The organism is Montanilutibacter psychrotolerans, from assembly GCF_003719825.1.
Lineage (GTDB): Bacteria > Pseudomonadota > Gammaproteobacteria > Xanthomonadales > Xanthomonadaceae > Montanilutibacter > Montanilutibacter psychrotolerans.
The window spans coordinates 826,806-845,863 of record NZ_RIBS01000001.1 but is presented as its reverse complement, the minus strand read 5'-3'; the positions used below and the strand labels follow the sequence as shown (position 1 = coordinate 845,863).

Sequence of the window (19,058 nt, the reverse complement as noted above, 5' to 3'; positions counted from 1 at the left end):
GCCCGGCGGGCGCAACCCACTGAGGCGGTTGCACACGGAACTTCGCGCCTCGATGGGTTCCAGCTCCGTGGAACGCCACGCTGTCAGCGGGCGTGAATCTCCGAGGCGCCGGTGCCCACTCGTCGCGTGGGTGTCTGCGCTGTCGTGAGCCGTTCCGCCCGCAAACGCCGCAGGCGGCGTGCAGTGATCGTCAATCCATCCACGACGCCCGACGCCGTGCGCGTGAAGGTCACCGTCCACGCGCCGCTGACGAAGCGATCACCGCCGACGGCTTCGAGCAGGAGATCCGTCTGTCGCGGCCAACGCATCGTCAACGTGCCGTCCGCCATGAGCACCGTGTACGTCATGTCGACCTCGTCGATGCGGTACTGGCCCGTGAACGATGCCAGTGCCGGGGCAGCGGGCAGCGGCTCGGTGACGCGGGTGAACATTCTCGGCGTTGGCCAGACATCCCAGATTCGCAGCTCGCGTGCTCCGGGGACGTCGGCGGTGAATCGCCACCGTGTCGTTTCGCCCATGCGAAATGCGCCGTTGCCGAGCGGTTCGAGGCGAGACGGTGCGCCAGTGGGGCGTAGCGCGCCGTCCTTCGCCTCCACCCGTACCACCTCATCCGTCAACGGACTCCAGTAGACGCCCGCCAGCGCCGACAACTCCGCGTCCGGCACGCTCACCGAGGGCGCATTGGCTGTCATGCGATCGCCCAGGTACACGGCAGCGATCTTCTGGGCGAGCTCTGCGGGAGCAATCGTGGCACCGTTGCACAGCGTCACGATGGCCAGCCGCTGATCCGGGAAGGCGATGGCATCCGCGCGGTATCCGGCGTGCACGCCGTCGTGCCCCACCGTGCGCAGACCGCGAAAATTTCGGACGAAGACTCCGGCACCGTAGCCGGTCGCCGCGCCGTTGTTCGAAGTAGCCGAAGTCTGCACGGATGCCACCAACGCTTGTCCGCCAACGCGCGCGTGGACGAGGTTCTCTTGCCACTTCAGCAGGTCGCCAACCGTGGTGAACAGACCGGTCGGGCCGTAGTAGTCGGACGTCGGGATGCTGATGCGCCACCCGCCGTCCTTGTGCGCCTGGTAGCCCGCAGCACGCCGCCGAACGATCTGCGTGTGGTCGTCCTGGAAGTGCGTGTCGGTCATGCCCAGCGGCTGGAAGATCCGCTCGTCGGCGAAGGCCCACAGCGGCTTGCCGGACACACGCTTCACGATCACTGCCAGCAACGTGTAGCCGAGGTTGTTGTAGAGCGTTTCGGTCCCCGGAGCGAAGTTGAGCCCGCGCTGCTTCGCCGCGACCGACAACATGTCGGCTTCGGTCATCATGTCGTCGCTGCGCCAGCCGGCCAGGTACAGAAGCTGTCCCTGCTCTCGCAGTCCGCTGCTGTGATGGATCAGGTGCGAGATGGTGATCGTCTTGCCAAAGTCCGGCATCTCCGGCACGTGCTTGCGGATGTCATCGTCCAGCGACAACTTGCCCTCCTGCGCCAGCAGTGCGATCGAGAAGGCCGTGAACTGCTTGGAGATGGAACCGACGTGGAAAATCGATGCCGGGGTGATGGCGACGTCGTACTCGAGGCTCGACATGCCGTAACCGCGCGCGTAGTCCAGCACGCCGTCTCGGGAGATGCCCACGGCGCACCCGGGTGTGGTTGCGCTGTTCCAGGGCACGAAGATCGCATCCACTTGCTGGTGGCGGTCAGTGGGCGCGGCGCTGGCGGACTGAGCGTGGACAACGCACGGCGTGGCCCAGGCGGCGATGATCGCCATCAAGAAGGCCCATCGCCTGATCGGACTCATGGCGAACGCCTAAGCTGCATTGGCTTGTAGAACTCGGCGATCTTCGGAATGAAGTCCTGGGGATTGGCCCCAACCAGGTTGGTCAGCACGACGATGGCCAGCCGATCATCCGGATAGATCACGAATGCGGCACGGGCACCCCCCATGCCTGCCACTTGCCGATTGGGAGACGTTCCCAGCACCGGCCATCCCGCCGCCCAACGCCCCTTAGCGCCACTGTTCAATGGTTCTGGCATCCACATGTTCTGAACATTGGCCGCGCTGATCAGTTGGCCACTCGATAGCGCGATGATCCAACGCGCAACTTCATCTGCGGTGGTCTGAATGCCGCCACCGGCCCAAAGACCATGCGGCATGTCGTAGAACCAATGCGACAGGCGCTCGTCGTCGCCCTCAGCGTCGGTCTTGCGCGGGAGGTAGCTGTACATGGTGGCTGCGTTGGCAACGAGGTCGTAGCTGTCGCCGAAGGTGGACAAGGGCATGCCTGCCACATCGAATTGACGCTTCGCGAGGTACCGCTCATACGGCATCTTGGTTTGCTTGACGATGATCTGTGCCAGCAAGCCGTAGTTGGTCTGGTTGTAGGCAAACCTCTCGCCGATTGGCGCGTCCATCGGCCGCAGCTTCACCGCCTTCCACGCGTCCAGTTCAGAGCCACCTCCAAGCAGGCCTTGCTGGTCGAGGATGTCCGGGAGCCCTGACGTATGCGCCAGGAGTTGACGGACACGCACGCTTCGCCACGCCTCGGGCAAGTCGCCCAGGTAACGAGAGACCGGGGCGCTGAGATCCACGAGCCCTGCTTCGGCCAGTTGCATCATGGCGACGCCGGTAAACGACTTGGTTGCCGAGTTGATGGGAAACAACGTCGTGCTTGTGGCAGGCACGCGGTTCTCGACGTTGGCCAAGCCGTGGCTTTCGGACAGCACGACGCGATCGTCCTTGATGACGGCGATCTGCAATCCCGGTATGCGCTTGTCCTCCATCGTCTCCCGGATGAACTTCCGGGTCCGCTCGTTCGCTTCGTCCAATGTGCTTGCGGCACCAGCAAGTGAATGAAGCGACAGGAGGGCGGCAGCGATGATCGCTGTGAGGCCGTGCTTTCCAATCAACATGAATCTTCCTGAGGCGAGCTGGCCAATGGTGTGACGATCAGCGGGTTGAATTTCGCGTTGTCGCTTCCGCCGGGCCTGGCGCCTCCAGCTGCGCGATGATGGCCTTGACGACGTCGCGGGTGGATTGCCAGTTCATGCCGGTGATGAGCCGGCCATCGATCTCCACGTGCGAGGTGTTGCGGGCACCGTAGCGGAACAGGCCATCGCGCTCCCGCAGGCGCTGCTCGATCGAGAACGGAAAAGTCTTGTAGTACGGCGCCCGCTTGTCTTCGAAGGCATCGGGGTAGCCGGTGACCCGCTTGCCGCTCACCAGCGCCGTGCCGTCGGACAGCATCAGGTTTGCCAGACCGGCGCTGCCGTGACAGACCGCCGAGACAATGCCGCCCTGTTGTTCGTAGATGCGCGCCGCCAGGGACTTGAGACCGGCGTGATCCGCGACGCCATACATCGCCGCGCTGCCACCGATGTACATCAGCGCGGCGTAGTCGACGGCACTCACCTCCTCGGGCTTGCGCGTATTGGCCAACGCCCACATGAAGTCGCGGTCGTAGATCCTGGCCGTGTGCTCCGGATCGCGGGTGTCGATGTAGGCCAGTGGCACGGCCCCACCTTCAGGGCTCACAAACTGCACGCCGTAGCCCGCGTCGCGGAACGTGGAATAGGCATGGATCAGCTCCGCAAAGCTGTTGCCGGCGCTGAGTTGGGTGCCGGGCATCGTGGTGACGTTGGACACGACCAGGACCACCTGACGGCCGTGAGCCGGCGCCTGGAAGCGGGTCGCGGTCTTGCTGATGACCTGCCAGTCTTCGCCGAGCTTCTTCAGCAGGAACAAGTCAATGAAGCGTGCCTGATCCTTGCCGACCAGGATCTCCGCCTTCGCGGTCGCGATGCTGCCCTCGACCTGCACGCTGATCAGTCGGCCGAATCGCCCGTTGAACTGGCCCGGGTTCCGGGTGAACCCGCCGACGTACTGATCGACACTCACCTCCCGCATGCCACTCACGCCCTGGCTGAGGTACAGACGGGCACTGGGGTGGAACGCGCGCCGAAGCTGTTCGGGCCGGTTGTAGGAACTGCCCTCCAGGTAGTCCTGGATCACGGCGGCAACCCGACGGTCATCCGGGAGCGATTGGGCCTGGGCCCAGCCGCTCATCAACAGCACGATGAGGACGCTGCCCAGCAGTTGGACGAGCACTGCGCGGAATGAAACGGCACCGATGGTCGTCGGCATGGCGGGAGGTGCAGGCACGGTGGACTCCTGTTGGGGAAGACCAACATGCTGATGTTTTCCCTTGGCAAACAGTATGTTGCAACACGCTTCCGGACTCCGGAAACACGTTTCAGGAGTCGGCGTTCGACCGCAGTTGCATCTGCCGCCAAGCGGCCGGCGTCGTGCCCTCCACCTTCTTGAAGCTGGTGTAGAACGTGGACATGGACAGGAACCCGGAGGCTTCGGCGACCTGCTCCATCGACACCAGGTCGGGCGTGCTCAACAGCCCCTTGGCCGCCTCGACCCGCAGTTGCACCAGGTACTGCCGGAAGGCGGTCTTGTGGTTGTCGTTCAGCAGCTGCGACAAGCGCGCCGGGGTCATGTTGAGTCGCCGGGCCAGCCTGGCCAGGGTCAGGCTGGCGTCCTTGTACAGGTGCTCCTGGGCCATCAACGTGTGCAGAGACTGCAATGCCGCCTCGGCTTCGCCCGGGGCGATCTTGCGGTCCTGGTAAGGCGCCGCAGCGCGGCGCTTCCTACGCTGGGCGAGGGCCACGATGGCACTCAGGTACAGCACGAGCGAGAACGACAGCGCGCCCACGATGTACGAGGTCAACCCGGCGGTGAAATAGGCCAGCCAGATCACCGCCACACCCGCGACCACCGCCGCGACATGCCCGCGGGCCAATCCGTCGCCTGCGTCGTGGCTGTCCTGCTGCCGGGTGGCACGGACAAACAGCCCACCGGCCACCAGCAGGCACGCCAGCCAGCCAAACTGGATCCAGCGCCAGACCGCCCCTGCCCACAAACCCACGTGGTCGGCATACGGGAAGGCCACGCCAAAGCCGGTTGCCAGCGCGAGCAAGCCCCATCCGAAAAGCGGATCCTTCCGGGTGTGCCGTCGTTGCGGATCTGCCCAGGCGCGCACGAAGCCGATCAGGCAGGGGCCAATGAGCAAGCAGGCGGTCAGGCCGACCTGCAGGACCAGCTTGGAAACCTCGGGCCAGAAGTAGAACAGCACGGACTTTCCGGTTCGGATGCTGAGCATCAGCACCAGTGCGGCCAACCACCGTTGCGCCGGCGTTGCCGGTTGTCGCCAGAGCAGATAGAGCGACAGTGCCAAGCCATTGAATGCGCCCAGGCCGGCAAAGAAGAACAGCAGATGCGACTTGAGCATGGTTGACGATGCCAACGAGGGAAGCCCCGAAGGACTTGGATTGTCTCCGCCGCACACGATACCGCCTGCTTCGACGAAATGGTTCCGGGTTCATCGACTTGGTTCGAACCTGAAGCCCTTTCGCCCCTGCCCCGCGCGCCATTGCCCCAATCTGCCGCGAGGCAGGGGCGGCACGATCACTGGCCTGGTTTGTGCGGCCCCACCTGGCGTTCTGGCGTAGCAGTGCACCGCGCCACCGTAGCGCTTGATCTGCGCCACAATCGCGCTCCATTTCACGCACGGACCATGAGATGTCGACTCCCTTCTTCCGCACCACCCTGCTCACCTGCGCGGGTCTCGCCGCGTGCCTTCAGAGCGTACCCGCCGCAGCGACGGTCGATCGCGACGGCGCCAACCTGGTGTTCGACGAGGCGCGAACGATCTGCGATCGCGACGCCGGCGCATTGTGGGGACGTTCGCTGTGCGGTCCGATCCTGATCGTCGATCCGATGGACCGCGCCGCGATCGCGAACCAGCAAGACCCGGGCAATGCGTTGACGGCGGGCGGCAACGTATTCACCGGGACGCTGCCGACCGGCGCCATCATGGCCAACACACGCGTCGAGTGGTCCGGCACGCGCTGGACGCAACTGCTGTGGCCGGTGTCGTTCGAGACCACGACCCGCCGGGTCACGCTCGCGCACGAAATGTTCCACCGCATCCAGCCCGACCTCGGCCTGACCCGGCCCGAGGCGGGCAACCGCCACCTCGACACGCTCGAAGGCCGCTACCTGTTGCAACTGGAATGGCGCGCACTGGCGCAGGCGTTGATGGCCGACGATGCAGACGACCGCCGCGCCCACGTCACCGATGCACTCGCGTTCCGGCACGCGCGCCACGGCTTGTTCGCCAATGCCGCCGGCGACGAGGCCGCGCTGGAGATCAACGAAGGCATCGCCGAGTACACCGGCGTGCGGCTCGGCCTGGCACGCTTGGACGAGCGGCAGGCGTATGCAATCTTCGACCTGTCGCGCTTCCTCGACGCACCGAGCTTCGTGCGCTCGTTCGCATACGCCAGCGGCCCCGCCTACGGCCTGCTGCTGGACGATGCCGATCCCGAGTGGCGCGGCAAGATTTCCGCCAGCGCCAACCTGGGCGCGCTGCTGGCGACTGCGTACAACACCGGTGCCGCCGTGTCCGCCGACCTCGATGCGCGCAAGCGCCGATACGACGTCGACGGCAGCCTGCGCGAAGCGGAGGTCCGCCGCGACGGGGAACGCATCGCCCGCGTCGATGCCTACCGCGTCGCGCTGATCGAGGGCCCGCTGCTGGTGCTGCCGCTGGCGAAGTCGAACTTCCAGTTCAACCCGCAGACGCTGGTGCCGCTGGACGACGCAGGCACCGTGTACCCCACCCTGCGCCTCACCGACGCCTGGGGCGACCTGGTGGTGGAGCGCAACGGCGCATTGGTGCAAGCCGACATGAAGCGCGCAACGGTGCCGCTGCCCCGCGACGGCGGCCTGCGCGGCGACGGCTGGACGCTCACGCTGAAGCCCGGCTGGAAGATCGCACCGGGCGCGCGCGCCGGGGATTCGACGCTAGTGCGCGACGACAGCCAGCCCTAACCGACATAGGCACGGGCGCACGGAGGGCGTAAGGCGGGCGTAGGGCGGGCGTAGGGCGGGCTCAAGCCCGCCGGCCTTTGTGGGTCTCACAAGCGGTGGGCCAGGGCCCACCCTACGCATCGTCCTGGCGAAAGTCGTAGGCGGGCGTAGGGCGGGTGTAGGGCGGGCTCAAGCCCGCCTTCCGTGTGGGTCACGCAAGCGGTGGGCCAGGGCCCACCCTACGCATCGTCCTGGCGGAAGTCGTAGGTGGGCGTAGGGCGGGCGTAGGGCGGCTCAAGCCCGCCTTCCGCCTTCCGGCTTCCGGCCTCCGCCTTCCGCCTTCCAAGCGCCACGCCACCACAACCCCTACCCCCGCCAATTGGCATGCGTGCTCCAGAACTCGACGCTGCGCCGATATGCCTCCCGGTCCAGCGGTACACCCGAGCCGCCCTCCTCCACGCCGAGTGCGTTGCGCATCATCGTGACCGGGGCCATGGGCGTCTCGATCGGCTCGGCGGTGTACATGCAGCCCACCACGCCCCAGTCGGCCGTGGTCACCGTCCCCTCCTTCGCCAGCTGCTCCCGGCTGTAGAGGATGACGACCAGGTAGTTCGCCACCGGTGGTTCGATCCCCTCGAACCAGCGCACCAGCACCGGCAGCTCGTCTCGGGTCCGGGCCTCGTACTGGGTGCGCAGCAGGTGCCGGTTGTCGTCGGTGATCGGCACCGCCAGGCACCGCGTCGACGTCCAGTTGCGATGCACGTGCAACTTGCAGAACGACGCGTAGCCGTCCAGCACCTGCAACGGCGACACCTCGTTGAGGTGCCGCTCGAACGCCTCGGGCGTGCAGTCCTGGATGGTGTTGCGCCGCGGCTCGCGCGGAAACAAGCGGGGGCGAGCGAAGTCGGTGAGGATGATGGACATGCGGCAAGGGAAAGTCGGGGGCGCGGCATTATCGGGGCACGGGCGTTGTGGGTCTCGTGACTCCCCCAGGAAAGCACCCGCCTCTCGCCGCAGGAAATCCATTTGTCGCAGAGCGGTGGGCCAGGGCCCACCCTACGCATCGTCGCGGCGCGACGTTGAACGGATGGTCGTAGAGCGGGCGTAGGGCGGGCGTAGGGCGGGCTCAAGCCCGCCTTGGGCACACGGTGGGCCAGGGCCCACCCTACGCTTCCGTCTTGAGCAGGTCCGGCAGGCTACCCCCGCCCCGATGTCGATTCGCCCCGCCTTGGTTCGTCGTACCCGATGAAGCCATCGAAAGGAGGTCGTTCCATGGGCAAGCTCATCGTTGAACAGATCGTCAGTGCCGACGGTTACGCTGCTGAGCCAGACGGCGGCATCGGCTTTTTCGAAAGTGATGTCACCGGCATCAACGAGGCAGACGGGGACCAGCTGCGCATGCTCGAGTCGGTGCGCGCCATCGTCCTCGGCCGCACCACGTACCGGATGTTTGCCGACTACTGGCCGGACGCGGACCCGGCTGTCGAACCGGTAGCCGTGCCGATAAACACCATTCCCAAATACGTGGTGTCGAACACGCTCGACGACGCCCCTTGGGGCCGACACGCGCCGGCCCAGGTCTTGCACGGCGACGGCGTGGACAGCGTGCGCGCCCTGCAGTCGCGCATCGACGGCGACCTCGTCGTATGGGGCAGTCTGACGCTGACCGAGGCGCTGATGCGCGCCGGCGAAGTCGACGTGCTGCGTCTGCGCATCGTCCCACGCCTGATCGGCGCCGGCCGATCATTCGCTCCCCACGACCTTGGCCAGCGCGAACTCGTGCTTGAACACAGCAAAACCTACCCGCGCGGATTTGTCGTACTGCAGTACCGGTTTACTTAACGCCCGAGCGCAACCCGGGCGCGATGGTCTACATCAGCGACGTAGGGTGGGCTCAAGCCCACCACCGCCGCACCTCCACGCGGTGGGCCGGGGCCCACCCTACGCATCACCGAACGTCGCGCTCCAGCGACGTAGGGTGGGCTCAAGCCCACCACCGCCGCACCGCCAATCGGTGGGCCGGGGCCCACCCTACGCATCACCGAACGTCACGCTCAAGCGACGTAGGGTGGGCTCAAGCCCACCACTGCCGCACCGCCGATCGGTGGGCCGGGGCCCACCCTACGCTTCACCGAACGTCACGCTCCAGCGACGTAGGGTGGGCTCAAGCCCACCACCGCCGCACCGCCAATCGGTGGGCCGGGGCCCACCCTACGCATCACCGGACGTCGCGCTCCAGCGACGTAGGGTGGGCTCAAGCCCACCCCCTCCGCACCTCCAAGCGGTGGGCCGGGGCCCACCCTACGCATCACCGAACGTCACGCTCGAGCGCGGCGCGCTGCTCGAAACTGATCACCTCCGGCGCCGCCACTGGCTGCCCACTGACATCGAAGAACGGCGAGGTGCGCTCACGACGCAGACGGGCGCCGATGACGCCGGCCAGGATGCGCAAGCCACCCGTCACGAAGGTGAGCGGCGTGGAACGCACCGGCGCGGTTGCCGATCCGGTGTTGAGCACGATGCGATCGCGAGGCCCAAAGGCCGCGTCCACCGCCTGCGGCGCGGCATCGAAACAGGCTGTCACCAGGCCCGCATACGGTTGCTTCGCATCGCGCGGCGTGTTGGCCAGCGGCGTGCGGCAGCACGACGCGTACCAGCGAAGCAGGCCCTTGGGACTGAGCGACATGCAGGCCACGTGCTCGGAACCGGCGGTGAACCGCACCGTGGCCGGCGCGGTCGGCACGATGTCGGTGCCGCCACTGGCATCCAGCACGTCCGGCTGCCCGAGGAAGCGCGCAAAGGCACGGCAATCCTTGCAATAGCAGGTTGCCCGAATGAAGGCGCGGGCGGCATCCATGTCGCCCCTCACCGCGCCACAGCGGCATCTCAGTTGCATCGTCATGATCTTTGAATCTCCGTGGTTACCAGACTTCACAGCGATCAGCCTCCGGTCGCACCATTGGCGCATCCGCCTTGCATTGAAACGCCTCGCGGAACTCGGGCAGATTCGACAACGGCCCATTGACCCGGTACTTCGCGATCGGGTGCGGGTCGCCCTGGATCATGGTGCGCTGGGTTTCGATGCGCGTTTCATCACCGCGCCACTGCCCCCAGGCAATGAAGAACTGCTGCTGGGGGGTGAAGCCGTCGATGGTCGGCTCCGGACCCTTGCCTTCGCGCGACTTCAGGTAGCCGCGGTAGGCGAGCTTGGCACCGGCAAGGTCGCCGATGGATTCTCCCAGCACCAGCTTGCCGTTGTGGTGGACGCCCGGTTCGATGAAGTAGCCCTCGAACTGGTTGACCACGCACTGGCCCTTGGAGGTGAACTGCGTGTTGTCCTCGGCCGTCCACCAGTTGGCGAGGCGCCCCTGCGCGTCGAACTGCGCGCCCTGGTCGTCGAAGCCGTGGCTGATCTCGTGGCCGATGACCACACCGATCGCGCCGTAGTTGACGGCGTCGGTGGCGGTCAGGTCGAACGCGGGCGGCTGCAGGATGCCGGCCGGGAACACGATCTCGTTCTGCAACGGGTTGTAGTACGCATTCGACGTTGGCGGCGACATGCCCCAGCGGCTGCGGTCGGTCGGCTTGTCGACCTGGCTGCGGTTGTCGGCGACGTTCCAGCGCGAGGCGGCGACGAGGTTGTCCCACGCCGAATCGCGCGAGACGACCACGCCCTTGTAGTCCTTGAACTTGTCCGGATAGCCGAGCTTGGGGAAGAAGGTGGAGCGCTTCTCCAGCGCCTTCTTCTTGGTTTCTTCGTCCATCCAGTCCAGTTCGCGAATGGTGTCGTCCATCGCCAGCAGGATGTTCTTCACCATTTCCTGCATCTTGACCTTGGCTTCCGGCGGGAAATACTTCTCGACGTACTTCTGGCCCAGCGCTTCGCCGAGCTGGGCATCGGTGGCTTCGGCGCAGCGCTTCCAGCGCGGTTTGATCTCGGTGGCACCGGTGAGGAACCTGCCGTTGAAGGCGAAGTTCTCCTCGACGAATGACGTGGACAGCGAGTCCGCGGCGGTGTTGAGCACGTGCCACTGCAGGTAGGTCTTCCACTGCGGGAGCGGGGTCGTGGCCAGTTCCTTCTCTACCTGCTGCAGGAACTTCGGCTGGGTCACGTTGACCGCGTCGCGCGGCATCTGGGCAGCGTCGAAGTACGTGCCCCAGTCGAAGGCGGGCGCAAGCTTTGGCAGGTCGGCGAACGCCGTCGGGTTGTCCTGCAGCTTTGGGTCGCGCAATTGCACGTTGTCCAACGAGGCTTCGGCCAGGCGCTTTTCGAAGGCGAACACGGTCTGGGCGTTCTGCCTGGCCTGTTCCGGTGCGGCGCCGGCGAGCTCGAACATCTTCGCCACGTGCTCGAGGTACTTCGCGCGCGACTCGACGAATCGCGGTTCGGTCTTGAGGTAGTAGTCGCGGTCGGGCATGCCCAGGCCACCGGCGTAGATGTGGGCGATGGTCCTGGACGGCTCGTGCAGGTCCTCGCCGGCGTAGACGATGAAGGGCACGTTCACGCCAACGTCGTGCAGCTTGCCGATCATGCGCTGCAGGTCGGCCTTGTCGCCGATGGCGTCGACGTCGGCAAGCCAAGGTTGGACCGGCTTGCTGCCCAGCGCGTCGACCCGGGATTCGTCCATGCACGCGGCGTAGAAGTCGCCGGCGAGCTGCCCTGCACTGCCCCGTGGCCAGTCCGTGCGCGCCGAGAGCTCGGCGAGGATGTCGCGGACGTGTTCCTTGTTGACCTCGCCGGATTGCCAGCGGCGGCTCCAGCGATCCATGTAGTTCGGGATCGGGTTCTGCGCTCGCCACGCGCCGTTGGCGTAGTCGAAGAAATCGGTGCAGGCGTCGCCGTTGCGGTTGAGGTCTTCGGGATGGATCCCGTGCAAGGCGCCGGCGGATGCGGTGGTGGCTGCGGCCAACAAAACGACTAGCGGAAGGCTGGACCTGATCACGGCAACGTCCTTGCTGGAATGATTCCGGTCACTATAGCGCCCCCTTCCCGCCACTCCGCCCGATCGAATCGAGGCTGCGGTGGGTGGGCCAAGGCCCACCCTACGCATTGTCGCGACGGGAAGTGGTTGAACCGTAGGGTGGGCTCAAGCCCACCTTCACACACCGACCGCCGTAGAGCGGTGGGCCAAGGCCCACCCTACGCATCGCCGCGACGGGAAGTGGTTGGACCGTAGGGTGGGCTCAAGCCCACCTTCACACACCGACCGCCGTAGAGCGGTGGGCCAAGGCCCATCCTACGCATCGACGCGGCGTGAGTTTGTTGGACCGCAGGGTGGGCTCAAGCCCACCTTCACACACCGACGGCCGCAAACCGGTGGGCCAGGGCCCACCCTACGCATCGCCGCGGCGTGAAGTTGCTGGGCCGTAGGGTGGGCTCAAGCCCACCTTCACACACCGACGGCCGCAAACCGGTGGGCCAGGGCCCACCCTACGCATCGCCGCGGCGGGAAGTGGTTGAACCGTAGGGTGGGCTCAAGCCCACCTTTACACACCGACCGCCGCAGACCGGTGGGCCAGGGCCCACCCTACGCATCGCCACGGCGGGAAGTTGTTGAACCGTAGGGTGGGCTCAAGCCCACCTTTACACACCGACCGCCGCAGACCGGTGGGCCAAGGCCCACCCTACGCATTGTCGCGCCGGGAAGTTGTTGGACCGTAGGGTGGGCTCAAGCCCACCTTCACACACCGACGGCCGCAAACCGGTGGGCCAGGGCCCACCCTACGCATTGTCCCGACGGGAAGTTGTTGAACCGTAGGGTGGGCTCAAGCCCACCTTCGCGTACCGACCGCCGTAGAGCGGTGGGCCAGGGCCCACCCTACGCATCGCCGCGGCGGGAAGTGGTTGAACCGTAGGACCGTAGGGTGGGCTCAAGCCCACCTTCGGGGTCCAACCCCGCCTTACGCGGATTCCGCAGGTTCGGGCGCGCCGAGAGCTTTGCTGTAGATCCCCGACCGATCGAAGCAACATGCGCGCCGCTTCCCGCAGGCGAGCATGTCGCACGCATTCACGATCCGCCGCGCACGTGTCTCCGCCTTCTTCGCCGAGGTGATCCACTGGATCCAGTCCCGCCGCCCGGCAGGCGTGAGGCGGGTCCATTGCGCCCGCGCTTCCGGCACTGTGGCGAGGGCTTTGCGAAGATCGGTGGGGACGCGCGGTTCGGGTTCTACCGATGCAGGCGTGATCGCAATCGCGACCGTGTCGCCGACGCCAACGCCGGCCTGCTCACGCAATGCGCGGGGCACCTTGAGCCAGTGGCTGCCCCGCCCGTCCGGATCGAGCGTGGCCTTGAACCGATGCCCCTCAAGAACACCATCGACGCTCGTCATCCCACGCGTGGGCAACTTCGCGCTGGCCTGTGCGGGCAGCACGAGAAAACTCCAGGACGCGTTCTTCGGCGTCGCCGGCCGGAGCAGTTTTGCCTTGAAGTGGATCGTGTCGATGCGCTCGTTCATGGCCGGACGCTACCAGAACACTGCGGAAACGGTGGGCCAAGACCTACCCTGCTTCTCGTGAAGCCCGCGTTGGTGCTGGACCTTGTCGGGGTCGACGGCGGGACCTTGTTGCATCTTGCAGGTGTACTCGCCCCGCGAGTCGGACAAGTGTAGGCGGGTTGGGATCCGAGCCACCAGCAATCGATCGCGCCGTTCGAACACGGCGACGGTAATGAATTGGAAATAGGCGCCACACGGCACCCGCATGGAAGGCCAAGTCGAAGGCAGTCGTTACGTCGCTGGCACATGCGTGACCGCCAGTCTGCAGCTCTCGCGTTTAGCGTAGTCGTTGAGTAAAGCGCCGATCACGCGGCCAGGGACGGCCGCATCGACGAGACGGGAAGCTAGCGCCTGTTTCGTCACCAGCCAGTCCGGACGTGTGCCGAACTGGCCCGGTTGAGAAGACGCAGGATGCAGCTTCTCGCCACCCCCAAAGGACGATTCAACCAACAATGGAGCTGTCATGAAATATCTAACCGTGCTTGGTTTGGCGCTGTTGATTTCGGCCCCGGTGATGGATACGGCGGAAGCCAAGGAACCCACACTTCGGAAGTTGCCCGCGAAAGCCAGGTTCATCCATGGCGACAATCTGGTGACCCGTGCGTTGCCGGAAACAGGCGTTGCGACCGATGCCCGCCTGCAGTCGCCGCGGCAGAAGGCGGCAGGATTGAGCACCATCATGGTCACCCGCAATGGCGACCAGTACGAATCGCGAATGAATCCGGAAGACGTTGCCATCTTCGAGAAGGCAATCCGCGATCTCGAAGCCGTCGGCCGCACCGCCACCACGTTCAGCACTCCCCCGACGTTCCCCACTCTCAACCGTAGTGCAAACGGCAGGGTCTCCCCCACCGTCGTCATTGGCACGGACGACCGCGTGCAGATCGGCAATACCGTTGCTTCCCCCTTCTGGCACATCGGCCGCATCGGCATCGGTTGTACCGGCACGCTGATCACCCCGAAGCACGTCCTCACCGCGGGGCACTGCGTGTCCAACGGCGCCGGCACCTGGTACTCCGCCCTGAACTTCACCACCGCCCAGAACGGCAGCTATCAGCCGTGGGGCACGGCCACCTGGACTCGCGCCGTCACCACGACGGCTTGGCACAACAGCGCAGACAGCAACCACGACTATGCGTTGATCGTGCTTAGCGCGGCGCCCCATGGAGGCAACGCCGGTTGGGGCGTGTACTCCGGTGGCACGCACACCATCACCGGCTACCCGGGCGACAAGCCGTTCGGCACGATGTGGACGCATTCCGGAGGCGTGTGGACCAGCGGCTCGTACCGGCTGTGCTACACCATCGACACCGCCGGCGGGCAAAGCGGCAGCGGCATCGCCAGCGATGGTGGTGTCTACGTCCGCGGTATCCACACGACCGGGTCGGCCAGCCAGAACTGCGGAACCAGGCTGACCAGCAGCGTCTACAGCACGCTGCAGAACTGGATCGCTACCTACCCCAACTGATCGACAAGCGTCAGCTTGAGCTTGAGTGAACCACTCGTGATGCACCGGCTTGCCGGTGCATCACGTTTTCACTGGATCGTCCCACGTGCAAGGCGGAAAACATGAAGACGGTTTTCATCGCGGCACTGATGCTGTGTGTTGGCTGCAGCCTCAACAACAATCAACCGACCATGAACAATCAGCCGACCATGGCGCATGAGCCGCTGGAGAGTGCACTCATCATCGGCAGCGCCGAATCTCCCGACCCGGTGTTGGTCAGGGTCATGGAGCTGGAAAAGACCGGCATCGTGAAAGATGTCGTCGTGCAGGAGTCCTTTCCCGTGCAGATCCGCCTGCGCGCGCCCCGGAAGACCATCGACGAGCTCAACAGGATTCCTCGAGTCGGCGGGTTGCGTTAGGGAGCGCCTGAACGCCTTGACCGCGTTGCCGACGAGTTGCCCAGGCCCTTGTTAGGCGTCCTTCGACCACATCGGCGTCAGCGGTGTCAGCTGCGGCGGGCCGGAAAGCAACGGCTCGACCTCTTTCAGATAGGCCGCATAGCTGGGCGTCTTGAGGAAGTCCTGTGCCGCCTCGGCGCTGGCGTACTGCTGGAACGCACAGATGGAATCCGGGTCCGAATCGTCGAAGCAATAGAAGTACGCGGTATGGCCAGCGTTGGCGGCAATGGCAGGCGCCATGTGCTTTTCCCAGACGGCTCGAACTTCATCACGCTTTCCGGGCATGGTCTTGTGCTTCACGAAGAGTGCTGCTTGCGTCATCGTTCTACCTTCAATGGCGGGGAGTTGAGTCAGGCGTAGAGCCTGCACTGAGCCGAGCCGCAAAGCGGCTTCGGCTCGCGTGAATTATCGCCCGTCATCGACGTTGCAGTGCGGGCGTAGGGCGGGCGTAGGGTGGGCGTAGGGCGGGCTCAAGCCCGCCTTTCACGATTTGCCCCGCTCGAACTCAGCGTCCCTGACTCTCGCCGCACAAGAAGTTCACACACCGCCACAGAACGGTGGGCCAGGGCCCACCCTACGCATCGCTGCTCCAGTGAAATCCTCGAGTCGGCGGCTTTCGTTAGCAGGTCACCGCCGTAGGGTGGGCTCAAGCCCACCTTCGTCCACCCTCGCACCATGACCACAAGCGGTGGGCCAGGGCCCACCCTACGCATCGCCGCGGCGGGAAGTTGCGTAGGTGGTCGTAGGGTGGGTTCAAGCCCACCTTCGTCCACCCTCGCACGCGCAAAGCGGTGGGCCAGGGCCCACCCTACGCATCGCCGCGGCGGGAAGTTGCGTAGTTGGTCGTAGGGTGGGCTCAAGCCCACCTTCGTCCACCCTCGCACCATGACCGCAAGCGGTGGGCCAGGGCCGCCCACCCTACGACTCCATACGACCTCCCGGCGCGCGGGGAAGAACAACGCCTCGCAGGCTCCACCACACGGCCTGCCCCACATCGATCGCTCACATCCGAGACGAAGCCAATCGCACGTCGGCGTTGCGCCAAGCGCTCGCAAAGGCGCCTTGCACTTTCGCCGCTTCGGCGTCCTTGTGCTGCGCGCGCAAGCTCTGAGCCAGACCGAACAGCGACCAGCCATTACCGGGATTGCGGCGCAGTTCCTCGCGATAGACACGTTCGGATTCGGTGGCCCTGCCGGCGTCCAGCAGTACCGCACCCAATGTATGTCGCACTGGTGCGTGCCAGCCGGGCGGCTCGTCGTAGGGGATGCCGTCTTCGATCTTCACCGCGTCTTGCAACGCTGCCACTGCGGCATCGTGCTGGCCGCGCGCCGCCGCGATTTCGGCGGTGACCATGCGCTCGGCGATGCGTGCCGAGTAGGCCAACGGGTAGCGGTCCCACACCATCATCTTGTCCATCCCCGGATCGGCCACGATCGGGCGCATTGCATCGAGGTGCTCCTGCGCCGCGTCCAAACGCTTCTGCCGCACTGCCGCCATGCCCTGGGCGTAGTGCCAGATGGCGGTGACGTAAGGCAGATCCGGCGCCGGGTTAGGCGCGTTGGCGATCTCGTCCCAGCGCCCGAAGCGCACGCGCTCGAACCATGGCGTCATCCAGTAGTTCTGCAGACCAGCAAATCCCTCCTTGCGCATGAGCTCCGGCAGGTTGGTGCGCTCGGCGGTCGTGCGCGCCGCCGTCTGCGCCGTGGCGCTGCTGCCTTCCATGCTTGCGGCGAACCATAGGAAGTGCGAGTTGTGCGGCACGTAACCCAGCGGGTACACCCCCTTGGTGTTGCCTCGACACAGCGCCAGGTAGGCGTCGTCGGCTTCGATCGCACGCAGGTTGGCAACCACCGCATCGTGCCAGCGCCCGACACGGGCATAGATGTGCGCGGGCATGTGCACCAGGTGCCCGGAACCTGGAATCAGAGTGCGCAGTCGATCGGCTGCGGCGGCGCCCCGCTCGGGTGCGGACGAGGCTTCCACCGCGTGCACGTACAAATGCAACGCGCCGGCATGATCGGCATTGCGCGCCATGACCGATTCCAGCGTGGATACAATCTCCGCGGTGTTTCCTTTTGGGCGCAGCTGCGCGTCGTAGTAGTCCCAGGGCTGCAGGTCCATCAGCGCTTCGGCGTGGAACACTGCGGCGTCGAGATCGTCCGGACGCTGCTGCATCAGCGTGCGCGTGGCCTCGGCGTAGGCTTGATCCAGCGCGCGACGGTCAGCCGGCGGATCCTGGGCATAGCGTGTCGCGAGCGCCTGGATGAAGGCACGCTCGCGCTCGCTGGCTTGCGGCGCCAGCTTCTGCGCTCGTTGCAGCCGTGTCCAGGCGTTGGTGTTGTTCTGCGGGTCCATCGCCGCGTTGACGTGTGGACCCAGCACCAGCGAAGCGCCCCACCAGCACATGGCGCAATCGGGATCGAGTTCGGTGGCCTTGAGGAAGCTGCGTTCCGCCGCGTCGTGGTTGAAGCCAAACGTCAGCATCAGCCCTTGGTCGAACCAGCGCTGCACCTCGGGGTGCTTGCTGGTCACCGGAAAGTGGTAGTTGCCGAGCCCTTCCAGCAGGTGCGCACCGACCATCGCCATCTGCGGCGGCGACACCGCCGGCTCCGTTGCGGCATCGACCACTGGGCCGGCGTTACGGCAGGCGGACAGCGCCAGCAACGCGGCGCAGGATAGGATGAGAGGACGCATGGCGGGCAGCTGGGACACGGGTGGCCTCGGCGAATGGCGCGCAGGCAGCGCGAAAACCGTGATGGGGTCGGCGGACATTGCGCATGGCGGTGCCGCGACAACGACTGGAGTAGCCCCGTTACGCGCGAACGAACGCGGGACGGGGCGAAAACAGGTCACCGCTGGGAATGACTGCCCGCTTCGGTACGTGTGTCTGCCGCGGCCAACCGCGCCATGCCCTTCGTGGTGCTGCCGGAATGAACAACGCCCGCGTATGCGGGCGTTGCCTCTATCGTTGTTCCTAGCGCTCCACCGTTCGACATCAGCGCACCCCGCCCCTCACCCAAAGGGAACGCCCACCGGCCGCCGCGGAATGGTGGGCCAGGGCCCACCCTACGCATCACCGCAGCGGATAGTCGCAGGGCGGGCGTAGGGCGGGCGTAGGGCGGGCTCAAGCCCGCCTTCGCCGGATTCACAACGGGAACCGCCAAGCGGTGGGCCTGGGCCCACCCTACGCGTCGCCCTCTTACCGAGCGAGTTCGGCGTACCGAGCGAAGCTGTCCAGGATTGCCTGCCATCCGTAGCGCTGCTGCTCCAGCGAGTTCTCGGTTTCCGCGTCGAACGTCACCCGCACCAGGACGCCGTCGCTTCCGTCGATGAACTCGTTGGTGACCTCGCGGCCGTCCGCCATCCGATAGTCGATCTGCCGGTGCGGCAGGACCTTCGTGTAGGTGCCGGCGAAGTCGAAGCCCATGCTGCCGTCCTTCGCCTCCATCCGCGACGAGAAGCTGCCGCCCTCACGCAGGTCGACGGTGCTGCTGGTGGTGTGCCAATCCTCCACCGCGGTGTTCCATTGCTTGATGGCCTCGGGGCTGTTCCAGGCGTGCCAGATGGCTTCGGGCGTGGCCTTGACCAGGGCCTCGACGGTGATCTTGGTAACAGATGCAGTTGCAGACATGCGGAACTCTCCTTGTTGGATTGACTTCATCGATTCAGGCCCGCAAAACGCTGGCCTTCAATGGGACGACGAACGACGCGGTCTGGAATCGACACGTCTCCGAAAAAATCTCCTGTGATGCTCAATATCAGCGCACCCCGCCTCGCGCCGTA

Annotated in this window: 15 protein-coding genes; 4 read left to right on the top strand and 11 right to left on the bottom strand. The window is 65.7% G+C overall.

Annotated elements, in window-relative coordinates:
* Positions 1-83: 83 nt before the first annotated feature.
* From EER27_RS03520 to EER27_RS03505, 4 genes are all read right to left on the bottom strand, one after another.
* Complete coding sequence (locus tag EER27_RS03520; protein WP_223807146.1) at positions 84-1,796, bottom strand: serine hydrolase domain-containing protein; 1,713 nt, start codon at positions 1,794-1,796, stop codon at positions 84-86.
* Complete coding sequence (locus tag EER27_RS03515) at positions 1,793-2,908, bottom strand: serine hydrolase domain-containing protein (RefSeq protein WP_123086603.1); 1,116 nt, start codon at positions 2,906-2,908, stop codon at positions 1,793-1,795. Before EER27_RS03515 ends, EER27_RS03520 begins: the two co-directional genes overlap by 4 nt.
* Positions 2,909-2,945: 37 nt before the next feature.
* Positions 2,946-4,157: a nuclear transport factor 2 family protein gene (locus EER27_RS03510; RefSeq protein ID WP_148040913.1), complete on the bottom strand. Its 1,212-nt coding sequence runs from the start codon at positions 4,155-4,157 to the stop codon at positions 2,946-2,948.
* 91 nt (positions 4,158-4,248) lie between these two features.
* Positions 4,249-5,292 carry a helix-turn-helix domain-containing protein gene (locus tag EER27_RS03505; RefSeq protein ID WP_123086601.1) on the bottom strand — a complete coding sequence of 348 codons (1,044 nt, stop codon included), beginning with the start codon at positions 5,290-5,292 and terminating at the stop codon, positions 4,249-4,251.
* A gap of 290 nt (positions 5,293-5,582) precedes the next feature.
* Between EER27_RS03505 and EER27_RS03500 the strand changes: the two genes are divergently transcribed.
* The gene (locus EER27_RS03500) at positions 5,583-6,896 is read left to right on the top strand and encodes a hypothetical protein (RefSeq protein ID WP_223807145.1); all 1,314 of its coding nucleotides are present in this window, start codon (positions 5,583-5,585) and stop codon (positions 6,894-6,896) included.
* A gap of 345 nt (positions 6,897-7,241) precedes the next feature.
* Here EER27_RS03500 and EER27_RS03495 read toward each other — a convergent pair whose 3' ends face one another.
* A complete protein-coding gene (locus EER27_RS03495) occupies positions 7,242-7,799 on the bottom strand; it encodes a DUF3228 family protein (RefSeq protein ID WP_123086600.1) in 558 nt (185 codons plus the stop codon).
* A 348-nt stretch (positions 7,800-8,147) separates the two neighbouring features.
* Between EER27_RS03495 and EER27_RS03490 the strand changes: the two genes are divergently transcribed.
* Positions 8,148-8,717 carry a dihydrofolate reductase family protein gene (locus tag EER27_RS03490; protein WP_190285622.1) on the top strand — a complete coding sequence of 190 codons (570 nt, stop codon included), beginning with the start codon at positions 8,148-8,150 and terminating at the stop codon, positions 8,715-8,717.
* 466 nt (positions 8,718-9,183) lie between these two features.
* Here EER27_RS03490 and EER27_RS03485 read toward each other — a convergent pair whose 3' ends face one another.
* The 3 genes from EER27_RS03485 to EER27_RS03475 all read right to left on the bottom strand — a co-directional run bounded on the left by EER27_RS03485 (position 9,184) and on the right by EER27_RS03475 (position 13,331).
* Positions 9,184-9,771 carry a DUF6151 family protein gene (locus EER27_RS03485; protein ID WP_223807144.1) on the bottom strand — a complete coding sequence of 196 codons (588 nt, stop codon included), beginning with the start codon at positions 9,769-9,771 and terminating at the stop codon, positions 9,184-9,186.
* Positions 9,772-9,796: 25 nt separating this feature from the next.
* Positions 9,797-11,785, bottom strand: coding sequence for a M13 family metallopeptidase (locus tag EER27_RS03480; RefSeq protein ID WP_190285621.1), 1,989 nt, complete (start codon positions 11,783-11,785; stop codon positions 9,797-9,799).
* A 991-nt stretch (positions 11,786-12,776) separates the two neighbouring features.
* Positions 12,777-13,331, bottom strand: coding sequence for a YdeI/OmpD-associated family protein (locus EER27_RS03475; protein WP_123086596.1), 555 nt, complete (start codon positions 13,329-13,331; stop codon positions 12,777-12,779).
* A 502-nt stretch (positions 13,332-13,833) separates the two neighbouring features.
* Here EER27_RS03475 and EER27_RS03465 point away from each other — a divergent pair.
* Entirely contained in the window at positions 13,834-14,838 is a 1,005-nt protein-coding gene (locus EER27_RS03465) for a trypsin-like serine peptidase (RefSeq protein WP_223807143.1), read from the top strand.
* A gap of 101 nt (positions 14,839-14,939) precedes the next feature.
* Entirely contained in the window at positions 14,940-15,236 is a 297-nt protein-coding gene (locus EER27_RS03460) for a hypothetical protein (protein ID WP_123086594.1), read from the top strand.
* 51 nt (positions 15,237-15,287) lie between these two features.
* Here the strand turns inward: EER27_RS03460 and EER27_RS03455 are convergent, their stop codons facing one another.
* The 3 genes from EER27_RS03455 to EER27_RS03445 form a co-directional block, all read right to left on the bottom strand.
* Positions 15,288-15,596 (bottom strand): putative quinol monooxygenase, encoded by a 309-nt coding sequence (locus tag EER27_RS03455; RefSeq protein WP_123086593.1) that lies wholly within the window; start codon positions 15,594-15,596, stop codon positions 15,288-15,290.
* A gap of 681 nt (positions 15,597-16,277) precedes the next feature.
* On the bottom strand, positions 16,278-17,969 hold the full coding sequence (locus tag EER27_RS03450) for a hypothetical protein (protein ID WP_190285620.1): 1,692 nt from the start codon (positions 17,967-17,969) through the stop codon (positions 16,278-16,280).
* Between the two features lie 505 nt (positions 17,970-18,474).
* Positions 18,475-18,906 (bottom strand): SRPBCC domain-containing protein, encoded by a 432-nt coding sequence (locus EER27_RS03445; protein WP_123086591.1) that lies wholly within the window; start codon positions 18,904-18,906, stop codon positions 18,475-18,477.
* Positions 18,907-19,058 lie beyond the last annotated feature (152 nt).

Bases quoted from the DNA above. Each gene is read 5' to 3' on its own strand.
- EER27_RS03475 (WP_123086596.1), bottom strand. From the start codon at position 13,331: ATGAACGAGCGCATCGACACGATCCACTTCAAGGCAAAACTGCTCCGG.
- EER27_RS03465 (WP_223807143.1), top strand. From the start codon at position 13,834: ATGAAATATCTAACCGTGCTTGGTTTGGCGCTGTTGATTTCGGCCCCG.
- EER27_RS03495 (WP_123086600.1), bottom strand. From the start codon at position 7,799: ATGTCCATCATCCTCACCGACTTCGCTCGCCCCCGCTTGTTTCCGCGC.
- EER27_RS03505 (WP_123086601.1), bottom strand. From the start codon at position 5,292: ATGCTCAAGTCGCATCTGCTGTTCTTCTTTGCCGGCCTGGGCGCATTC.
- EER27_RS03490 (WP_190285622.1), top strand. From the start codon at position 8,148: ATGGGCAAGCTCATCGTTGAACAGATCGTCAGTGCCGACGGTTACGCT.
- EER27_RS03500 (WP_223807145.1), top strand. From the start codon at position 5,583: ATGTCGACTCCCTTCTTCCGCACCACCCTGCTCACCTGCGCGGGTCTC.
- EER27_RS03520 (WP_223807146.1), bottom strand. From the start codon at position 1,796: ATGAGTCCGATCAGGCGATGGGCCTTCTTGATGGCGATCATCGCCGCC.
- EER27_RS03485 (WP_223807144.1), bottom strand. From the start codon at position 9,771: ATGCAACTGAGATGCCGCTGTGGCGCGGTGAGGGGCGACATGGATGCC.
- EER27_RS03460 (WP_123086594.1), top strand. From the start codon at position 14,940: ATGAAGACGGTTTTCATCGCGGCACTGATGCTGTGTGTTGGCTGCAGC.
- EER27_RS03455 (WP_123086593.1), bottom strand. From the start codon at position 15,596: ATGACGCAAGCAGCACTCTTCGTGAAGCACAAGACCATGCCCGGAAAG.
- EER27_RS03445 (WP_123086591.1), bottom strand. From the start codon at position 18,906: ATGTCTGCAACTGCATCTGTTACCAAGATCACCGTCGAGGCCCTGGTC.
- EER27_RS03515 (WP_123086603.1), bottom strand. From the start codon at position 2,908: ATGTTGATTGGAAAGCACGGCCTCACAGCGATCATCGCTGCCGCCCTC.
- EER27_RS03450 (WP_190285620.1), bottom strand. From the start codon at position 17,969: ATGCGTCCTCTCATCCTATCCTGCGCCGCGTTGCTGGCGCTGTCCGCC.